General features: G+C 49.5%; 18 protein-coding genes. 11 read left to right on the top strand and 7 right to left on the bottom strand.

Annotated elements, in window-relative coordinates; genetic code table 11:
* Nucleotides 1-45 precede the first annotated feature (45 nt).
* The 5 genes from Q0380_RS02565 to Q0380_RS02545 all read left to right on the top strand — a co-directional run bounded on the left by Q0380_RS02565 (nucleotide 46) and on the right by Q0380_RS02545 (nucleotide 2,810).
* Nucleotides 46-522: a hypothetical protein gene (locus Q0380_RS02565; RefSeq protein ID WP_298959774.1), complete on the top strand. Its 477-nt coding sequence runs from the start codon at nucleotides 46-48 to the stop codon at nucleotides 520-522.
* Between the two features lie 176 nt (nucleotides 523-698).
* Nucleotides 699-1,271, top strand: a complete 573-nt coding sequence (locus tag Q0380_RS02560) for a flavin reductase family protein (protein WP_298959771.1) — start codon at nucleotides 699-701, stop codon at nucleotides 1,269-1,271.
* A 120-nt stretch (nucleotides 1,272-1,391) separates the two neighbouring features.
* Nucleotides 1,392-2,150, top strand: coding sequence for an SDR family NAD(P)-dependent oxidoreductase (locus Q0380_RS02555; protein WP_298959769.1), 759 nt, complete (start codon nucleotides 1,392-1,394; stop codon nucleotides 2,148-2,150).
* 134 nt (nucleotides 2,151-2,284) lie between these two features.
* Nucleotides 2,285-2,422, top strand: a complete 138-nt coding sequence (locus Q0380_RS02550; protein WP_298959767.1) for a hypothetical protein — start codon at nucleotides 2,285-2,287, stop codon at nucleotides 2,420-2,422.
* The gene (locus Q0380_RS02545) at nucleotides 2,409-2,810 is read left to right on the top strand and encodes a hypothetical protein (RefSeq protein WP_298959764.1); all 402 of its coding nucleotides are present in this window, start codon (nucleotides 2,409-2,411) and stop codon (nucleotides 2,808-2,810) included. Before Q0380_RS02550 ends, Q0380_RS02545 begins: the two co-directional genes overlap by 14 nt.
* A gap of 60 nt (nucleotides 2,811-2,870) precedes the next feature.
* On the opposite strand, the gene Q0380_RS02540 is transcribed toward Q0380_RS02545, so the two are convergent.
* Nucleotides 2,871-3,080, bottom strand: a complete 210-nt coding sequence (locus tag Q0380_RS02540) for a 4-oxalocrotonate tautomerase family protein (protein WP_298959762.1) — start codon at nucleotides 3,078-3,080, stop codon at nucleotides 2,871-2,873.
* 189 nt (nucleotides 3,081-3,269) lie between these two features.
* On the opposite strand from Q0380_RS02540, the gene Q0380_RS02535 reads away from it, so the two are divergent.
* From Q0380_RS02535 to Q0380_RS02525, 3 genes are all read left to right on the top strand, one after another.
* Nucleotides 3,270-5,042: an aryl-sulfate sulfotransferase gene (locus Q0380_RS02535; RefSeq protein ID WP_298959760.1), complete on the top strand. Its 1,773-nt coding sequence runs from the start codon at nucleotides 3,270-3,272 to the stop codon at nucleotides 5,040-5,042.
* A 129-nt stretch (nucleotides 5,043-5,171) separates the two neighbouring features.
* On the top strand, nucleotides 5,172-6,026 hold the full coding sequence (locus tag Q0380_RS02530) for an aldo/keto reductase (RefSeq protein WP_298959758.1): 855 nt from the start codon (nucleotides 5,172-5,174) through the stop codon (nucleotides 6,024-6,026).
* Between the two features lie 249 nt (nucleotides 6,027-6,275).
* On the top strand, nucleotides 6,276-6,929 hold the full coding sequence (locus Q0380_RS02525) for a thiol:disulfide interchange protein DsbA/DsbL (protein WP_298959756.1): 654 nt from the start codon (nucleotides 6,276-6,278) through the stop codon (nucleotides 6,927-6,929).
* Between the two features lie 318 nt (nucleotides 6,930-7,247).
* On the opposite strand, the gene Q0380_RS02520 is transcribed toward Q0380_RS02525, so the two are convergent.
* From Q0380_RS02520 to Q0380_RS02505, 4 genes are read right to left on the bottom strand one after another with little or no spacing between them, the layout of a single operon-like run.
* Nucleotides 7,248-7,934, bottom strand: a complete 687-nt coding sequence (locus Q0380_RS02520) for a response regulator (protein ID WP_298959754.1) — start codon at nucleotides 7,932-7,934, stop codon at nucleotides 7,248-7,250.
* 1 nt (nucleotide 7,935) lies between these two features.
* On the bottom strand, nucleotides 7,936-9,585 hold the full coding sequence (locus Q0380_RS02515) for a sensor histidine kinase (protein WP_298959753.1): 1,650 nt from the start codon (nucleotides 9,583-9,585) through the stop codon (nucleotides 7,936-7,938).
* Nucleotides 9,586-9,624: 39 nt separating this feature from the next.
* Nucleotides 9,625-10,248 carry a protein-disulfide oxidoreductase DsbI gene (gene dsbI / locus Q0380_RS02510; RefSeq protein WP_298959752.1) on the bottom strand — a complete coding sequence of 208 codons (624 nt, stop codon included), beginning with the start codon at nucleotides 10,246-10,248 and terminating at the stop codon, nucleotides 9,625-9,627.
* Nucleotides 10,249-10,257: 9 nt separating this feature from the next.
* A complete protein-coding gene (locus Q0380_RS02505; RefSeq protein WP_298959750.1) occupies nucleotides 10,258-10,914 on the bottom strand; it encodes a thiol:disulfide interchange protein DsbA/DsbL in 657 nt (218 codons plus the stop codon).
* Nucleotides 10,915-11,148: 234 nt separating this feature from the next.
* Here Q0380_RS02505 and Q0380_RS02500 point away from each other — a divergent pair, with 234 nt between their 5' ends.
* Together Q0380_RS02500 and Q0380_RS02495 are read left to right on the top strand one after the other, a co-directional pair.
* Nucleotides 11,149-12,996, top strand: coding sequence for an aryl-sulfate sulfotransferase (locus tag Q0380_RS02500; protein WP_298959748.1), 1,848 nt, complete (start codon nucleotides 11,149-11,151; stop codon nucleotides 12,994-12,996).
* Nucleotides 12,997-13,449: 453 nt separating this feature from the next.
* Complete coding sequence (locus Q0380_RS02495; protein ID WP_298959745.1) at nucleotides 13,450-13,587, top strand: hypothetical protein; 138 nt, start codon at nucleotides 13,450-13,452, stop codon at nucleotides 13,585-13,587.
* 491 nt (nucleotides 13,588-14,078) lie between these two features.
* On the opposite strand, the gene menA is transcribed toward Q0380_RS02495, so the two are convergent.
* Nucleotides 14,079-14,981, bottom strand: coding sequence for a 1,4-dihydroxy-2-naphthoate octaprenyltransferase (gene menA, locus Q0380_RS02490; RefSeq protein ID WP_298959742.1), 903 nt, complete (start codon nucleotides 14,979-14,981; stop codon nucleotides 14,079-14,081).
* A gap of 174 nt (nucleotides 14,982-15,155) precedes the next feature.
* Here menA and Q0380_RS02485 point away from each other — a divergent pair, with 174 nt between their 5' ends.
* Nucleotides 15,156-15,986 carry a pyridoxamine kinase gene (locus Q0380_RS02485; RefSeq protein ID WP_298959739.1) on the top strand — a complete coding sequence of 277 codons (831 nt, stop codon included), beginning with the start codon at nucleotides 15,156-15,158 and terminating at the stop codon, nucleotides 15,984-15,986.
* Between the two features lie 893 nt (nucleotides 15,987-16,879).
* Here the strand turns inward: Q0380_RS02485 and hcp are convergent.
* Complete coding sequence (gene hcp, locus Q0380_RS02480; protein ID WP_298959736.1) at nucleotides 16,880-18,208, bottom strand: hydroxylamine reductase; 1,329 nt, start codon at nucleotides 18,206-18,208, stop codon at nucleotides 16,880-16,882.
* Nucleotides 18,209-18,537: the final 329 nt, after the last annotated feature.

Here is an 18,537-nt window from a genome sequence, read left to right as displayed (position 1 = left end):
TGTAAATTTACGCTTATTAGGGCGGAATAAATTTAAGGAGCAAAGATGAGAAGTAAAATTTTAATCGCGACCTTTGCGGCGGCGTTTTTGTGTGGCTGCGCGGCGCACGATACAAAGCCAGGCGAGGAAATAAGCGCAATGGATAAGAGGGGCGAAAGCGCGGCTGCGGACTGCGGCGCTAGTGAGGGCGTCTGCAAAGTGCCCGTCGTGCAGGGGCCGATGATAGGCGGCGGCACGGATAAGCACGGCTGCTTAGTCGCCGCGGGGCAGAGCTTTTCAAAGATTAAGAATGGCTGCGTGCAGGTTTTTGATATCGCGGACGTGAGGTTAGCTGATCCGGATAACGCCGCGCTTGCGATCTACGGGATATTTTCCGCGGATAAAAGCAGGGTAGAAATCTTTTGGGCGAGCTTGCCGCAGAGCGAAATTTTAAGCAAAGTTAAGGGTGGCTGCTACGTCTCGAAGGACGGCAAAATTTCGCTGCTAAAAAGCGGCAAGGGCTATAAGATCCACAGAAAATAGCAGGTGAAATTTTAAGTCAGCCAAATTTCGCGCGCCGCGGAGAAATTTAATCCAAGCGCGCCAAAGCTTGGGCTGGTCTAGTAGAGCCTAAGGCTTAAATTTAAAGGCAAGTTAATACCAAACATTCGGTTATTTGCGGCATCTGCCGCCGATAAAATTTAATCAAAGGAACAAAAATGGCGATCATAAAAGTCGATCTACAAAAATCATACCGTATCCTAAATCCGGGCGCGACCACGCTCGTATCGGCCAAATACGATGGCGACGTCAACGCGATGGCGATAACGTGGGCGCAGGCGCTCGACTACGATAAGGTTACCATCGTGCCGCACAACGGCTCGTACACGAGGACGCTCATCGAAAAGAGTGGGTATTTCGCCGTGCAGATCCCCACGGCCGCGCAGGCGGAGCTGGTTAGCGAGCTGGGCGCCGAAAACAACTCGCGCTTTGATAACGCGGACAAGATGAAAAACGTGGAAATTTTTTATCAAGATGACTCCCGCGTACCGCTGATCGCGGGCTGCGCTGCATGGCTCGTTTGCAAGCGTATCCCCGAGCCTCGCAACGAGCAGAGCTACGATCTTTTCATTGGCGAGGTCGTCGCGGCATACGCGGACGAGCGGATATTTGACGGCAGGCACTGGCTGTTCGAAAAGATCCCTGACGAGCTAAAAACGCTCCACTACGTCGCCGGCGGTCGGTATTATCTTGACGGCAAAGCGGTAGATACCAAGCGCACGCCCCCATAAGCGACGAATAAACCGCTCGCAAAATGCTGACAAATTTGTAAATTTAAGACGAGCGCGCGCGTGAATACGCGGCGAGCTTTAGTAAAATTTTAAACTGAAAAAACCAAGAAAGGATAGAAAATGAAAAAATATATCGTCATCACCGGCGCAAGTTCGGGTATCGGAGCAGCTACGGCAAAGGCCTTTGCCGGGCGAGGAGAAAATTTGATCCTAATCGCGCGCAGAGCGGAGCTGCTGCAAAACTTAAAGGACGAGATCGCGCAGATCGCGCCCGAATCGGACGTAGTCATTAAAATTTGCGACCTTGCGCGCAACGAGAACGTCCTAGCGCTTTGGGGCGAGCTAAAAAGCTACGAGCTGAAGGCGCTCATAAACAACGCGGGCTTCGGGGATTACGGCGCGGTCGGCGAGCGCGATCTATCCAAAATCTCGCAGATGTTACAGCTCAACGTCATTTCGCTCACGCTGCTAAGCCACCTCTTCGTGCGCGATTACAAGCGCAAGCCCGCCCAGCTCATCAATATATCCTCTGCTGGCGGCTACAGCATGGTGCCAAACGCCGTCACCTACTGCGCGAGCAAGTTTTTCGTAAGCGCCTTTACGGAGGGCTTGCACCGAGAGCTGGTGCAGGATAAAGAGGCCAAAATGCAGGCTAAAGTTCTAGCGCCCGCCGCGACTAGGACGGAATTCGGCCCCGTGGCGACGGATGACGCGGGCTACGACTACGACGCGGCTTTTAAGCGCTATCACTCGAGCGAGGAGATGGCGGAATTCCTGCTCGCGCTTTACGATAGCGACGCGTGTGTGGGCGCGGTGGATCGAAACAACTTCGAGTTTAGCTTACAAGCCCCGCGATTTGACTATGCAGGTAAACGCTAAAATTTATGCATTACGCGCCGCGCGGACGATATGCGCGTAAAATTTAGAATAACGTAGCGCCGGAGTTAAATTTGACCGTAAAGTGCGTTAAAATTTAAAGAAATTCAGGGAACGAAAATAAGAAATCCGCCCTTGTGCTAGGTACTATAGGGGTCGTGGGTAAGGAGCTGGTGCGCGAGCTTTGCGAGAGCCCGGGTTACGATGAGGTAGAGGCATGGGCGCGCCGCGAAATAGACTTTTGCCACCCCCAAACTTTGCGTGCAGATCATTGATTTTGAGGGTATTTCGGATATCGCGCCGCATAAATTTGACGAAATTTTTTGCGCGCTTGGCACGACGATGAAGCAGGCAGGTTCGCGCGAGGCGTTTTTGCTCATGGATGTAGACTACGTCTATGCAGCGGCGAAGTGGGGCAAAGCAGCGGGCGTGTGGCGCTTTGTGCTCGTATCAGCTCCGGGTGCGAGCGAAGGTTCGCCAAGCTTTTATCTGCGTGCCAAAGGGCAGATCGAGCGGCGCGTGAGCGAGCTCGGCTTTGAGGGCCTTCAGATCGTCCGTCCGCCGATAATCTTGGGCGAGAGACCTGATGCTCGCCCGCTAGAGCGGCTTGCGGCGGCGGTTTTTAAACTGCTACCTGTTCGTTCGGTAAATTTGGCCGCTTAGCGGCGCAAGTATCGCCCGCTGCGAGCGTGATTTTTGACTCAAAATCCTATAAAAATTCGCTCATTTTTTCTCTTTATTTTGTTTGACCTCCTCAAGACTTAGACCGCTTTTACCGATGCTGTCCATACCGAGCGTTTCGATCATCACGAGTATTGCGGCTGGGTCTTTGTCTAATACGCGTGCTAGCGTGTCCGTAATCTCGGCGATGATTTGCTTTTTTTGCTCTTTTGTAGGCTCTGGAGCGGCTACTTTTATATTTACGAATGGCATTTTCTCTCCTTAAATTTGATAAAGCAGGGCTAATTATATCAAAATTTTAGCCTGTTACCCGTCTCGCTTGCGTTCTAAAATTTAAGTAGATATATTAGAATTTAACTTTAAATTTGATTTAAAGCTAGTATGATTATTATGTGATTTGGTAGTAGTAAAATTTGATAAATTTACCCAAAAGGAGCGAATATGCGTAAGAATTTTTTCGGTTCTATCGTTTTGGCTGCAGCCTTGGCAAGCGGCGCGTTTATAGCGGTGCCGCAGACTGCGAGTGCGGGCGTTTTGGCACATCAGGTAAAAACCCAAGGCGAGCTTGGCTCGGTGTTTATCAACCCATACGACGTGGCGCCTCTAACGGCCGTTATTGATCGCGCGGGCAAGGACATCAAGGATATCCACGTGCGGGTACTAGGAAAACCTAACGGCGGCATCGACATCGCCTATAACGTCTCCGAGCATGCGCTACTGACGCACGACGGCGTGCCGATCTGGGGGCTGTATCCCGACTATCTAAACGAGGTCGAGGTAAGCTACGTTTTTAACGGCGAAAAGAAGGTCGAAAAGTATAAAATTTACGCTCAGCCGATCGTGACGTATAGCCGCGATTATAGATTTAGCCACATGCAAAAGATGAAGGTTAAAAAGGTCGATCCCGCCTTTAAAAACAGGCTCTACCTCATCAACAACACCATAACGAGCGTCTATAAGCCGCTTGATTGGAAAAACGGCGGTGCAGCTAGCTGGAACGACTTTACAGAAAATTTCGTCGTCGATACGCAAGGCGAGGTCAGATGGTATCTGGACTATCAGAAATTTTACGACCGCAGCGAGCGCAGAGTGATGGACGGCGGCATGATGATGGGCTTTCATCAGCTGCCAAACGGCGATCTGAGCTGGGGCATGGCGCAGCGATATATGCGCTACGACATGATGGGCAAGGAGGTGTATAACCGCGAGCTGCCGCGCGGCTACATCGACCTTAGCCACGAGGTGATGCCGCTAAAAGGCGATCATCTGCTGCTTCGCGTCGGTAAATATAACTACCATCATCCTGACGGCAGAATTTCGCACACGATCAGAGATCATATCATCGAAGTGGACGGCAGCGGCAAGGTCGTGGACGAGTGGGATCTGAATGAAATTTTCGGTAAAAACGTCTACCGCAGCAACCTCATCAAGGCTCTTGACGCTCGTGCCGTATGCCTAAACATCGACATGGACGCCAAAGAGATTAAAATCAGCGACGATCTGCCATTCGGCGACGTGACCTCGACCGGCACGGGACGCAACTGGGCGCATGTAAACTCGATCTCGCACGATCCTAGCGACGACGGCATCATCCTCTCGCTTCGCCACCAAGGTATCGTTAAGATCGGTCGCGACAAAAAGGTAAAATGGATCCTCGCATCGCCTGAGGGCTGGAGCGCGGACTTTAAAGAAAAAGTGCTAGTGCCCGTGGATAAAAACGGCAACAAAATTAAATGCGAAAACTCAAAATGCGAGGGCGATTTCGACTGGTCGTGGACGCAGCACACCGCGTGGCTAACTCCGCGCTACGATAACAAGGGCAGTGTAAAGCACATCAGCGTATTTGACAATGGCGACGGCCGCGGCATGGAGCAGCCTGCGCTAAAAGAGCAAAAATACTCTCGCGCGGTCGAGTACAAGATCGACGAGAAAAAGGGCACGGTAGAACAGACGTGGGAGTTTGGCAAGGAGCGCGGATTTGATTTTTACAGCGCGGTTACTAGCAACGTGGAGTGGCAAAAGGATAAAAGCACGTACTTCATCTCAAGCTCGAACGTCTATCTGCTAAAGCCCGATAAAACGATCAAAATGGTGCTCGTGGAGATCGATCCGAAGAGCAACGACATCAAATTTGAGATGGACGTGGAGTCTGCGTCAAGAGACGACGTGGCATACCGCGCGATAGTGATCGATCCGAATATCTTTGATTATTAAAATTTCGCGGTGGGTTGGAATTTGGCTTTTAAATTCCACCTGTCGCTTTGGTGCGGATAGAATTTTACGACTTAAGCGCGAAATTTTAATTTTTTATATAAGATGAATTTTTTTAGCAAAGGAGCAAAAATGGAATTTGTAATCTTAAACGACGGCAACAAGATGCCGATTTTAGGATTTGGCGTATTTCAGGTAGATCCGAAAGAGGCTCAAAGATGCGTTGAGGATGCGATCTCGGTCGGCTACCGCAGCATCGATACGGCAAAGGCGTATCAAAACGAAGAGAGCGTTGGTGCAGCAATTAAGACGGCTCTTGCAGGTGGGTTAAAGCGCGAGGAGCTGTTTATCACTACTAAGCTTTGGATCAGCGATGCGGGCGAAAAACAAGCGCTAAAGGCCTTTGATGCGTCGATGAAAAAGCTAGGGCTTGACTACCTCGACCTTTATCTCATTCATCAGCCATATGGCGATATTTACGGCGCGTGGCGAGCGATGAAACGTTTGCGCGATGAGGGCCTTGTTCGCTCTATCGGCGTTAGCAACTTCTACGCTGATCGGATCGTCGATCTGCGCGAAAACAGCGGCGTCATCCCTGCGGTAAATCAGCTTGAGTGTCATCCATTTTTTCAGCGTGAAGCATTAAAGCGCGTGCTTGATGGCTACGGCATAACATTTGAGTCGTGGGCTAGCTTCGCCGAGGGCAAAAACGATATATTTAAAAACGCCGTACTAAGCGGTATCGGTGAAAAATATGGTAAAAGCTCAGCTCAGGTTATTTTGCGCTGGTTAATTCAGCGCGGCATCGTCGTCATTCCAAAGAGTGTAAAAATAGAGCGAATGAGGCAGAATTTCGATATTTTTGATTTTGCGCTTACGCCTGATGATATGGCTGCTATCGCTGCGCTGGATACAGGCAAGACGCTATTTTTTGATCATAGAGACGCCGAGCGCGTAAAATGGATAATACATGCTTTTGATAAGTAAAATTTATTGAATTAAAGTGGATTGCATACTTTAAAATTAAGCTGCGAGCGTGCAATCCTTGCTATTAAATTTGAGCTTGAGCGAGATCAGAGATAGAGCTGGCGATAAATTAGCCTGCTCGCTCAAGCGGCGTGATGGCGTAGCCTACTATTTTATATATTTTCTGTGGGAAGCCCTGCTTTATTCGCTTTAATCTCAAATTTACCCTTTATTTTATACAATCCTTAAAATTTACCGCAAAGGAATTCGATGAAAAAGGTTTCCAAATTTATACAAATTTTAGCCGCCGTTTGCTTGATTAGCGTAGGTGCAAACGCACTAGAGGAGGGCGTTAATTATCAAGTGTTGCAAAAGCCGCTAAACGTGCCGAAAAACAGCGTCGTCAAAATTTTTAACTACGAGTGCCCGCACTGCTATGCGTTTGATAGGACGGTCACGCCGCAGCTGATGAAAAAGCTCGAAGGGGCGGAGTTTTTGCCGTGGCATCTAAAGACCAAGGGTGTGTTCGGACAGACGGCGAGCGGTATATTCGCAGCCCTTATCGTGCTTGATGAAAAGGACGATGTGAGCCTACTAAGCGACGAGTCGAAATTTAAAAAGGCGAAATTCGCGATTTACAAAGCGGTCCACGACAAAAAGGACGATTTTGGCGGCGGCAGTGATAAACAAAGGTTCATCAAAACCGCGCTGGATGCCGCGGGCGTGAGCGAGAGCGAATATGAAGCGGCGCTTGCCAGCAAAAAGGCGCAGGCTCTGCTCGCGCAGTGGGACGCGGGCTACGAGGTCGCGGTGATTTCAGGCGTGCCAGCGTTCGTCGTGAGCGGCAAGTATCTCTTAAACACCTCCTCGTTCGGTTCCGTCGATGAAATGGTCGCCGCAGTAAAGGAGCTGCTAGCGAAATAGGCTTCGCCGCGCCAAAGCAAGCTTTGTTTTATGCACCGCGTTAAATTTGGCCGCAGGGCTTCTAGTAAATTTTATCGCTAAGCCCTGCGGCACGATAGCGACTAAATTTTATGTTTTCAAGGCGCGGGTCTCGGCGAGTAAAATTTGAGCTAAAATTTACAAATTTGACTTCAAAATTTGAACGTAAAATTTCAAGGCGAAGTATTTTTGTCATAGACGAGGCGGATGAGCAAGGGCAAAGGAGCGTATAATATAATACGCGACTGCAGCCCGCAGCGAAATCCAACGAAGTATAGGGCAAAAAGCCAAGCCGCAAAGTTAAATTTGATCGTCGCTTAGTAGTATATACCCACTCTCGCTAATGTTTTTAAATTTAACCCCCAGCTCCCGCTTTAGCCTCAGCACGACGTTTTGTATTGCGCCTTTGCTCGTTTGTTCGCCCTCATAGACGAACTCCTCGATCATCTCGTAGCTCACGAGTTTGTTTAGATTATACGCAAATAGCCAAAAGAGCTTGTTTTGCAAAAATGATAGATAGATCTCCTCGCCGTTTTTGTAGATCTTTTCTTTGGCGAGATTTATGCTGGTTTGCGGACCCAGGCGTACGAGCTTTTCGTCCTTTTCGTAGGTTAGAGCCACTAGTAGGCGGCAGAGCGCGGCGATATCGACGGGCTTTTTTAGAAACGACGCCGCGCCGTGCTCGATGCTTTTGATGAGATTGTCGTCGGTGTCGTAGGAGGTAAAGACGATAAATTTTTGCGCGGGCTTTATGCGCATCATCTCCTTCATCATCTCAAAGCCGTTCATCGCGGGCATGTGGATGTCGGTTATGACGATGCCGGGGGCTAGCTTTTTAAAACACTCCAGCCCCTCCAGCCCGTCTGCCGCGCCCCAGACGCTAAGGCAGTATGGCTTTAGCCCGCCTATTAGCAGTTCCCTTGCGATCTCGTCGTCCTCGACGATGAGGACGGTCAGGTCTTTAAGCAGCTTTAAGTGCTCTTGCATCTCACTCCTTTAAATTTATCTCAAAGCCGAGCTCAAACGTTGTCGGATCGCCCGCGCTTAGCAGCCTGATGTCGCCTGCGAGCTTTTCGTTTGCTAGCTTTTTGCCAAAATACAGCCCGATACCGCTTCCTTGCTTTTTGGTGGTTTTTGGCTGGGTCAAAATTTTATCTCGAAGCTCCTTGCTCACGCCGCTGCCGTAGTCCGTGACGGATATTTTGCACGTGCCGTTTTCAAATTTGACGTCCAAAAAAACCTGCCGCTTGGCGATCTCGTCTTTGTATCGCTCCACGACCGCGTCTTTGGCGTTGTGAATGAGGATGAGTAAAATTTGCTGCACGATGCCCATCCGCTGCGTGGCCTCTTCGTCTTGAAATTCGCGCAAGCTTACCGCGACGTTTGCCTTGCTAAGCTCGGTGTGCATGAGCTTTAGTAGGTCTTTTATGCAGCGCTGCACGCTAAATTTTTGCGGACTGTCGCTGCTTTTATAAAAATTTCTAAAAATCTCGATCGTATCGCTTAAAAGCACGGTCGCGGCCTGGCCTTTTTGCAGCATACTCTCTAGCGTCGCGGCGTCTAGTTTGCCGTCTTTTTGCAGCATGAGTAGGCTTGATATCATCAAATTTAGCGAATTAACCGGCTGAATAAACTGATGATTTATGCCGCTGATTAGCTCGCCCGCCTCGCTCATACGGGCTTTGTGCTTGAGCAGAGCCTCGTAGTCGTCTTGCAGGTTTTTGATTTTTGAGTACATAAAGTTATGTAAGAAATTTGCCACCAGTGCCAACGCCGCGAACGCAAAAAGCAGAGTAAGGGCGTTTTTTAGCGCGGAGTTAAGCAGCGCGGCAAGCTCCTTTTCGTTATCCGTTCCTGCGCCGATGAACCAGTTTAGCGTGGGGATCTCGGCGACGGAGATGAAATTTAATCCGATTTTTATGCTCGTGATATCCTCGTCGCGCAAAAAAAGCTCTTTAAATTTATCCTCGATCTGCTTTTTTAGCGCCGCGTCCTTCATCGGCGTTAAAATTTCGCCGCCGTGCGTGACGATAAAGGCGTAGGAATCGGGTGCGAGTTTAAATTTTTCCATATTTTTTAGTATGTTTTGCAGCTTCACCACGCCGCAAAACACCCCCGCAAACGAGCCGCCGTCCATGACGGGCACGCATAAATTTAGCGTCGGCTCGCCTAAGGTTTTATGGCGCTGCATAAAATTTACCGTGGGCGCGAGCGTGCTTTTGGTCTCCTCGAACCAAACAAGCCCCGTGCGCAGGCTCTTTGGCATCGCTTCATCGTCGCCCAGCTCTTTACCGTCTACGAAAATTTCTCCATCCTCGCGCAAAAACTGCAAAGCGTCGAATTCTGCGGAGTTTTCTTTAAAAAGCCGTATGAAGCCGCCGAGCTTTTCGTCGTCTCGTATCGCGCCTGCGTTTTGCATAAATTTAGCCGCGCGCACCAGGGAATGCAGCCGCTCGTCCAACCAAAACGAGAAGCTCCCGACGATATTTTCGCTCGCGGCGATCTTGTTTTTATCCGCGAGCGTCGTGATCTGCGCCTTGGCGTCCTCGTAGTTTTTCACGCCCAAAAGTACTACGAAAAGGCTTGCGAAAATGATGACGAAGTAAATTTTAAAATTATGTTCGCGTAAGGCTTTCATACGGCGAGTATAGCAAAATCGGTCTAAATTTAGACCGATTTAAGCTTTTTTGAGGGTTAAAATTTTGCAAATAAACATCGCGGCAAGCACGACGAAGCAGACGCTAAAGCCTATGAGCGTGCAGTCTGCCATCGACATAAATTTGCTTGATGGGATCAGATACCAGCCGTCCTCATAAAGATCGACTAAATACTTCTGAAAGCCGTCTAGCGTGACGCCCTCAGGCACCAGCGGATTATCGTAGCCGCAGTCGCCCGTAGGCAAGAACCAATCAGGCGCCCACCGCTCAAGCGGCAGGCCGAACGGATAGTGCGGCTCGGTCGAGCAGCCCTGCACGCCGAACGGATCGTCTCCGTGTACGGCGTCGTGGATCCTGGCGAGCTTGACGCTATACATTATGCCCTGCACCACGCCCCAAAAGGCTAGCAGGTAGCCCGCGAGCGCGAGGAGCAAATTTTTGGGATTTATGATCGCGACTAGCCCTCCTAGCGCCATGCACAAAAAGGCAAAGCGGATATAGACGCACTGCTCGCAAGGCGGCATATAGACGTAGTTTTGAAACAGCGAGTGCGCGAGGATAACAAGCCCCACGCTCACTGCTACGAGGATCGCCCACGACAGGCGGCTATCTGCGAATTTTGCTATTTTTTCCGCAAATTTCATGCCTGCGCCCTATTTTTTGAGCAGCTCTTCAATTAGCTGCGCCATGCCGTCGATGGAGCTGATGGACTTCGTCATGATGAGGTATTTGCCGTTTACGACAAACGCCGGCACACCCTGGATCTTAGCTACGTCGTAGCTCTCGTCCCATTTTTTAAGCAGTTCGGCAACCTTTGGATCTTCCAGCTTTTTTTGATAGTCCGCTTCGCTGATGCCGGCCGCATCAAGCCCCGTCTTTAAAAACGCAGCCTCGTCCTTGCCGTCACTCCAGCGCTGCTTTTGATCGTGATAGGCCTTGTAGTAGGCAAATTTTGCTTTTTTAAACAGCGAGTTTTCATCTAGCAAGCTTACGCCTTTTTCCTCGTCCATCACGGCTAAGACGGCAAAAATTTTACTCGCTACCTCGCCGTATTCGCCCTTGGTTTTTAGATGAAACGGCACGTATTTTAGCCCTGCGACCTTTTCTACGACCTTCGGCGTGACGGTTTTGTCGTATTTGTAGCAAAACGGGCATGCATAGCTAAAGACCTTAACCAGCGTGTTTTGCTCTACGGGTAGCGGTTTTTGCAGCTTTACGTAGTCCTCACCCTCGGTAAATGCTGACGCGCTAAGGGCGCCAAACATCGCTACGGCTAAAAAGCCTTTGCTAAATTTAGAAAGTAGATTCATGAAATGCTCCTTAAAATAATTTTGTTTGGGTTAATTTTATATCCTCTCGCCGCCGCAAAACTCACGCTAAGATAAATTTTAGATTAAATTTATAAAATTTCGACTAAATTTTGGCACAAAAGCCAAAATTTGAAATTATTTTTTATAATTAAGCAAGTTTTAATAAACGCGTGATTTCTACGTTAGCGAGGTTGATTAAAATTACGGTATCAAATTAATTCAAAGGAGAATAAGATGAAGCGAACTCTTTCCTCATTTGCGCTAGCTGCGGCGCTTTTAGGCGGTCTAAGTACGGCTGCGCTGGCTATCGGCGGACCTAGCGGCGCGCACATAGACTACGCCGTCCCGGGCAAGATCGGCGAAGTAGTCGTTAATCCATACGACATCGCGCCTCTAACGGCGGTCATCAAAAACGGCGGCTACACGCTAGCAAACGCAAAAGTCACCATCGTGCCGAAACCGGACGGCCAGACGATCAGCTATAAAGTCGCCGATAAGCATCTGCGTACGCACGGCGGAATCCCGGTTTTTGGGCTCTACCCAGACTATCAAAACACCGTCGAGGTCGAGTATGATAAAATTTATAAGGGTGGGACCGAGCACGTAAAAGAAAGCTATAAAATTTACGCTCCGGCGATTTATCTAGAGAGCTCCGGTATGCCGTCTCAAAAGGGCGCGCTGTTTGATAAAATCGAAGTCGTGAAGGCTCCGAGCGCGAAATTTGCCAACCGCCTCTACTACGTAAATAACTTCGTAAATAAAACCGGCAAGGGCACCAAAGTCGTGTGGAACAACCCCGCAGGCGGCGCGATCGAGTGGAACTACAGCCCAAATAACTTCGTGCTAGACACCAAAGGCGAAGTACGTTGGTATCTAGAACCTAGTAAAATTTACGACCTCAAGCAGCCTTTTTCTGCGGGCGTCATGATGGGCTTTAAACAAAACGACGACGGCGCGATGACGTGGGGCTACGGCCAAAGATACGCCAAATACGACATAATGGGCCGCGAAATCTTTAACCGCGAGCTACCTGCGGGCTACAACGACTTCTCGCACTCTATGGACGTTGCGCAAAACGGGCACTACTTCCTCCGCGCGGCAAACGCCAACTATAAACGCGCCGACGGTAAAAACGTCCGCACCGTACGCGACGTCATCGTCGAGGTCGATAGGGACGGCAACGTCGTAGATGATTTTAGGCTGTATGAAATTTTAGATCCTTACCGCGACATCGTGCTAAAAACGCTCGATCAGGGCGCGGTATGCCTAAACATCGACGCTAGCAAGGCGGGCCACACCGCGAGCGCGGACGAGCTAGCCGAGATGGATACGAACGAAAAATGGGGCGATATCGTGGGCTCGGGCCCTGGACGCAACTGGGCTCACGTAAATAGCGTGGATTATGATCCAAGCGACGATAGCATCATCATCTCCAGCCGCCACCAAGACGCCGTCATCAAGATCGGCCGCGACAAAAAAGTCAAATGGATAATGGGCGCGCACAAAGGCTGGAAGGATCAGTTTAAGGGCTACTTGCTCCAGCCGGTAGATAAAGACGGCAAAAAGATCGTCTGCGAGGACGAGTACTCAAAATGCCCGGGCTACGAGAGCGAAACGGGCGGATTTGACTGGCAGTGGACGCAGCATACGGCATTTCGTATCGATAGCAAGTCTAAAAAAGGGCTCGTCTATCTAACCGTCTTTGACAACGGCGACACCCGCGGCATGGAACAGCCTGCGATGGCGGGTATGAAATACTCCCGCGCGGTCGTTTATAAAATCGACGAAAAAGCTAAAACTGTCGAGCAGGTCTGGGAATACGGCAAACAGCGCGGTAGCGAGTGGTACAGCTCGGTTACTTCGCTAGCGCAGTATCAAGACGACCTAGATAGCGTGATGGTTTACTCGGCGGTTGCCGGCATGCAGTTTGACATCGCCAAGGGTCGCCCGGTCGGCGTGCCTAGCCCGCATATCGACGAGTTTGAATGGGGCGCAAAAGAGCCGTCGATCGAAATCAAAATGACCAACGCGATGGGCTATCAGGCGTTTCCGTTTAGCCTAGAAAAGGCGTTTGAGAAGTAAAATTTTAAAATTTAGCGGTCGCGTTTCGGGCGCGGCCGCTTTTGTTTTAGATTATGGTCAAATTCTACACATCTACTCGATAGAATTTCATCCGAATTTGCTAAATTTTATCCCTCGGTACGGCAAAATTTAGCCGAAAACATAGCTCTTTATTCTAGATAAAATTTAATCATGCGGATTTGCGATTTCGCGCTCTGTAAAATTAATAAGGATTATTTCGGTATAGACGAGGTAGCGCACGGTTTGGATGAAATTTGCATCCCGCTTGAGGGCGGGGGACGATAGGTATGAGGTTAATGCGCCCAAAGGATATTCGTGCGGCAAGGCGGCGTAGCAAAGGAGAAAGAGTGGAAAAATCTAGAAAAAAGGAACTCAAAAAGCTCGCGGCGTAGCGGCAGCGAGATGCATTTGAAAAGAGCCTGCCGATGAGTAGGGCGGAGTTTAAGGGGCTATTTGAGTTCTTGGGTTAGGGCTTGGCGCATAGCGACTGTGATGGCACGCATAGGCTCACGTTGGAGTTTTTGCGAGCAAAACGGCGGATATTGCGACCGCGAAGTTCTAAACAACGTGCAAGATTGCTTCGAGTTTTAGGGAGCTGTGCGCAGGGAGATATGGTTTCGCAAGCGTCGTTTCAAAGAGGCAGTGCGTAAAATTTAGTAAAATTTTAGCGGCGCGAAGGCTCAAAATAGGGCTAAAACAGCGTTTGCGGTGCGAACTGCCGCCGTGCAATAAGCACAAAGCCCACCGCGCCAAACACGCGGGCCTTTTGTAGAATTAATGCTCTAGTTTTTAAATTTGACGCAGAAAGCGGGCAACTCGCCGTCAAAACGGCAATTAAAGCGTGGTGTGACGGGGCTTGTATGAACTTAAGAAGCGGTATTGCCCCCTTAAATTTTATTGCGGTAGCCATCAGGCGGACAGAGATATGCTATGGACGTTTTCATTGAGCGAGCTTGCCGCAGACGCTTTGCTGTGCGACAAGCAGGTTGATTGCAAGATTAGGAGAACTCGCACAAAGCGCTTTTGCGCGAGAGGACTTTGCTGCGGTGCCGACGTAAATTCTATCTGCGCGGCATTTAAATTTAGCCTAAAATCTCCCCGACGAAAAACAGCGCCGACATCGCAAATGTGCAGAGTGCGACTACCTTTAGCTGCCCGTCGAAGTCGCGACACTCCCGCACCCGCGAAACGAAAAATAGGTGCCTAATAAGCGGCGCAAAGCTAATTATGTAGAGTAGTTTTACGCCAGGCTCGCCGCGCAAAAACGAGTAGCAGAGCATTAGCCCCGCCCCGCCCGCGATCAGCGCGTAGTGGTAGCGCTTAGCCGCGCGCAGTCCGATACGAACGGGGATCGTGCGCTTGCTCTTGAGCGCGTCGTTTTGGATGTCGCGCATGTTGTTTAGATTTAGCACGGCGGTGCTTAGCATACCGCACGCGCACGCAGGCAGCAGCAGCGCCGCATCAAGCGAGCGCGCGTATAAAAAGTACGAGCCCAGCACGCTAAGTAACCCAAAAAATAAAAACACGAAAACGTCGCCTAGCCCTTTGTAGCCGTATGCGTCGGCCCCCACGGTGTAGCGGATCGCCGCGTATATCGACGCGCCGCCCAGCGCCAAAAATAGAGCCACGAGATAAAACCGCTCGCCGAATGCCAAAACGCTTAGCGCGAGGCTGCAAAGCGCCGAAAGCAGCGCCGTAGCGACGATGACGCGCTTCATCTGCTCGGCGCTCATCTGTCCCGTTTGGATCGCGCGGCGCGGCCCCAGCCTACCATCGTCGTCGGTGCCTTTTACCGCGTCGCCGTAGTCGTTAGCATAGTCGCTTAGTACCTGAAACAGCAGCGTCGTAAGTAGCGCCAACGCGAAAATATCGGCTCTAAACGCGCCCGCGCCGTACGCCGCGCCGCTACCGAGCAACACGCCAGAGACGCTAAGCGGCAGCGATCTAAGTCGTGCGGATGCGTAAAGAGCCTTTACTGTTATCATTTTTTACCTTTTGTTGATTTTTGGAGCCGAATTTACGGCGGACCCGAGATAAAATTTAGCGGAAAAACGCCAAAAATATTATAAATTTAGACTATTCGTAGAGTAAATTTTATTTAAATTCGCCTTTTTAATATAAATAGCGGTAAAATAGAGCCAAAAATTTTAGGAATTGTGATGAAAAAAGTTCTTACCGTTCAAGATATATCCTGCGTGGGCAAGGTTTCGCTGACCGTTGCATTGCCGATACTTAGCGCGATGGGGATGAGCACGAGCGTGATCCCTACGGCGGTTTTATCGATGCATACGGGCTTTTCTGGCTACACCTTTTGCGATCTAAGCTCTCAAATACGCGCGATTATGGCGCATTGGAAAGACCGCGGAGTGGTATTTGACGGCATCTACACGGGCTTTTTGGGCTCGGCGGCACAGATCGAGATTATGAGCGAGCTATTTGCGAGCTTCGGCGGCGCGGGTAAGACCATTTTGGTCGATCCTTGTATGGGCGATAACGGCGTATTTTATCCTGGCTTTAACGAGGATTTTGCCCGTATGATGGCGCTTCTGTGCGCTCAAGCCGACGTCATTACGCCCAATATCACCGAGGCCTGCGCGATTACAGGCGTGCCGTACCGAGAGGATGCGGATAGGGATTTCATCATGGATCTGCTTACAAGGCTTCGAGAGCTGGGCGCCAGGCAGGTTATTTTAAAGGGCATCGGCTACATCGCCGATCAGTGCGGAGTTTTCAGCTATGATGCACGCACGGGCAGGACGAATGAGTATTTTCACGAGCTGCTGCCGGTTAAATTTAACGGCACCGGCGATATTTTCGCCGCCGTAGCCTTCGGCGCAATAATGCGTGGCAAGTCGCTGGAAACTGCGGTTCGTATCGCTGCGGATTTCGTCGTCAGCACGATCAAAGAGACGATGAGCGACGAGGAGCGCAACGGATACGAAGGGGTGGATTTCGAAGCGATAATTCCTGAGCTGGTGAGGAAAATCTAAGTTCTAGACGGATTTGGAACTCGCCGTGCGGACAGAGGATTTGTGGCAGAGCTTTAAAATTTTACCATAAAAAAATTTCTAAATTTTATCTACGATGTGGGATTTTAAAATTTTCAAAACTTATGTGTCGTGTGAGGCGTGGAATTCTATAGGCGATGTGGAATTTTAGAATTCATGCATTGCGCGGGCTTATAATTTTATCTCCTGCATAGAATTTTAAAATTTGCACCGAAGTAAAGATGCGAAATTTATCACTAGCGCGGAATTCTAAACGCAAGGCTACAGCGAATTTATCTGCTTGCAAGTTTGAGCTGCATTTTGAAATTTCGTACGAAATCTGCTTAAAATTTTATTCCCATAAGCCGTGCATTTATAAAGCATTCTCAAAATTTAGATTAAAATCCGTATTTAAATCCTATATTTATTTAAAATTTTAGCGATTATTAGAGAGGATGCTTGAAGAATTAAATAAAGATGGATATAAAATTAACGGCACTAAATTGCAATATCTGATAGCGAAAAATGAGATGATACGGAAAATTTTATGAGATACCAAGCATCAAGATGGCTACACTATAGCGGTTACTATAAGCGGTAGCGATACGGATAAGATAAATACTTACACAGAAAAAGAAGGATTGTAATAGCAAAGACGATTGGAATTTGAATGTGTAAAAAAGCACTTAATTAAATTTTTCTAAGCATTTGGCGAGATTATATGATTTTAAAATTTAAATTAAGAAGGACGACATAGTCATGAAATTTAAATATGAGCATCGGCGCAAAATAGCCGCGGAGTGGATCGGCTAGCTCCACTAAAAGCGCTATATAAAGGGTAAATTTAAAACGGAGCTTTGCCGAATTAAATTTACCCGATTTGCTCGTTACGAAATTTATTCGCCCAGGAAGTATTTCAGATCCGCCTGCGCGTCGCCGCTGATTAGGCGAAGGCTGAAATTTTGCACCAAAAAGCCCAAAATTTCGTCGTTGAAAAACTCAGGTACCGTAGGGCCCACGTTGATATTCTTAACGCCAAGGCTAAGCAGCGCAAGCAGTATGATGACCGCCTTTTGCTCCATCCACATCAGCACGATCGAGACCGGCAGGTCGTTTACGGCGATGCCGGTAGCCTCGCTAAGCGCCAAGGCGATCTTGACCGCGCCGTTGCTGTCGTTGCACTGACCTAGATCGATATAGCGCGGAAGCTCGGTGCCGGGCACGGTTCCAAAATCCACGTCGTTGAAGCGGAATTTGCCGCAGCTCGAGGTCAAAATCACGCAGTCCTTCGGCAGGCTAAGCGCTAGCTCGCGGTAATACTCGCGTCCTTTGCCGGGCGCGTCGCAGCCCGCGATGACGAAAAAGCGGCGGATTTTGCCAGATTTGATCGCGTCTAAAATTTGCGGTGCGAGGCTCAAAATCGTCTTGTAGTGTCCGCCCGTCACCAAGCTCTCGTCGCTGTCCATACTCACGTCGCCGCACGCAAGCGCGCACTCGATGAGCGGCGTAAAATCGTCGTTTTGGATATGTTTGATCCCGTCGGTGCCCGCGATAGAGTAGCCAAACAGCCTGTCCGCGTAGCTACAGGACGAGCGAAGCGGCACGATGCAGTTTGTGGTCATCAAAATCGCGCCCTTAAATTCGTTGAAAAGCTTGGTCTGATCAAACCACGCCTTGCCGACGTTGCCCTTTAGATGCGGATACTTGCGAAGCTGTGGATAGCCGTGCGCAGGAAGCATCTCGGAGTGGGTGTAGATGTTAATGCCCTTGCCCTCGGTCGCTTTTAGTAGCGCCTCAAGCGCGTGCAGGTTGTGTCCGCTAACCAAAATCGCCTTGCCCTCGACCTTGTTTTGGCTAACTTTAACCGGGGTCGGCACGCCAAATTTTGCGGTATGCGCCTCGCTTAAAATATCCATCATCTGCACGCCCGCGCCTCCGACGGCCATCAGTTGCGCGATATGCTCGTCAAAGTTAAAATTTGAGTTCGTCAGCGTGAAATACAGCGTATCTGCCATAACGGTATCGACCGCGCTAGTATCGGCGTCGAACTCGTGTGCGTGGTGGCGGTAGGCGCTAAGGCCTTTAAGCCCGAAAACCATAGTGTCTTGAAGTAACGCCAGCGTCGAGGTTTTGCCGCAGGTACCGCGGTCTTGGCCTTTGGCGCCGCAGCCCTCGGGTGCGCTCATTTGGCACTGATGACAGAACATCTCTAGATTGTCGCTCATAGAAAATCCTTTATAAAAAATTTAGTTGGTAATTTTAAGATTTTATTTAGGCAAAAAAATTGATTATAATCAATAAATGGCTAAATTTTATCAAAGTTGCTTCTAAAATGAGAACGATTTGAAATTTAAACCTATGCGGCGTGCGGTGCGAATAGCGCAACGAGCGTGCTGCTGTGAAGCAAACGCCTGCGGCTGGGCACTATCACGAAATAAGCGCTTAAGACCAAACCGCTGTCGAGCACGCGATTTCGCGACGAGACGTTCTCCTCTAGTCAAGTGTCTTGAGTTAAATCGTATCTAAGCCAACCTAAACGCGGCTCCGCATTATA

The sequence above is a fragment of the uncultured Campylobacter sp. genome (assembly GCF_937959485.1).
GTDB lineage: Bacteria > Campylobacterota > Campylobacteria > Campylobacterales > Campylobacteraceae > Campylobacter_B.
This window is presented reverse-complemented; position numbering and strand designations above follow the sequence as displayed.

Coding starts and splice junctions, on each gene's coding strand:
- Q0380_RS02565 (WP_298959774.1), top strand. CDS start 46: ATGAGAAGTAAAATTTTAATCGCGACCTTTGCGGCGGCGTTTTTGTGT.
- Q0380_RS02560 (WP_298959771.1), top strand. CDS start 699: ATGGCGATCATAAAAGTCGATCTACAAAAATCATACCGTATCCTAAAT.
- Q0380_RS02555 (WP_298959769.1), top strand. CDS start 1,392: ATGAAAAAATATATCGTCATCACCGGCGCAAGTTCGGGTATCGGAGCA.
- Q0380_RS02540 (WP_298959762.1), bottom strand. CDS start 3,080: ATGCCATTCGTAAATATAAAAGTAGCCGCTCCAGAGCCTACAAAAGAG.
- Q0380_RS02535 (WP_298959760.1), top strand. CDS start 3,270: ATGCGTAAGAATTTTTTCGGTTCTATCGTTTTGGCTGCAGCCTTGGCA.
- Q0380_RS02530 (WP_298959758.1), top strand. CDS start 5,172: ATGGAATTTGTAATCTTAAACGACGGCAACAAGATGCCGATTTTAGGA.
- Q0380_RS02525 (WP_298959756.1), top strand. CDS start 6,276: ATGAAAAAGGTTTCCAAATTTATACAAATTTTAGCCGCCGTTTGCTTG.
- Q0380_RS02520 (WP_298959754.1), bottom strand. CDS start 7,934: ATGCAAGAGCACTTAAAGCTGCTTAAAGACCTGACCGTCCTCATCGTC.
- Q0380_RS02515 (WP_298959753.1), bottom strand. CDS start 9,585: ATGAAAGCCTTACGCGAACATAATTTTAAAATTTACTTCGTCATCATT.
- dsbI (WP_298959752.1), bottom strand. CDS start 10,248: ATGAAATTTGCGGAAAAAATAGCAAAATTCGCAGATAGCCGCCTGTCG.
- Q0380_RS02505 (WP_298959750.1), bottom strand. CDS start 10,914: ATGAATCTACTTTCTAAATTTAGCAAAGGCTTTTTAGCCGTAGCGATG.
- Q0380_RS02500 (WP_298959748.1), top strand. CDS start 11,149: ATGAAGCGAACTCTTTCCTCATTTGCGCTAGCTGCGGCGCTTTTAGGC.
- menA (WP_298959742.1), bottom strand. CDS start 14,981: ATGATAACAGTAAAGGCTCTTTACGCATCCGCACGACTTAGATCGCTG.
- Q0380_RS02485 (WP_298959739.1), top strand. CDS start 15,156: ATGAAAAAAGTTCTTACCGTTCAAGATATATCCTGCGTGGGCAAGGTT.
- hcp (WP_298959736.1), bottom strand. CDS start 18,208: ATGAGCGACAATCTAGAGATGTTCTGTCATCAGTGCCAAATGAGCGCA.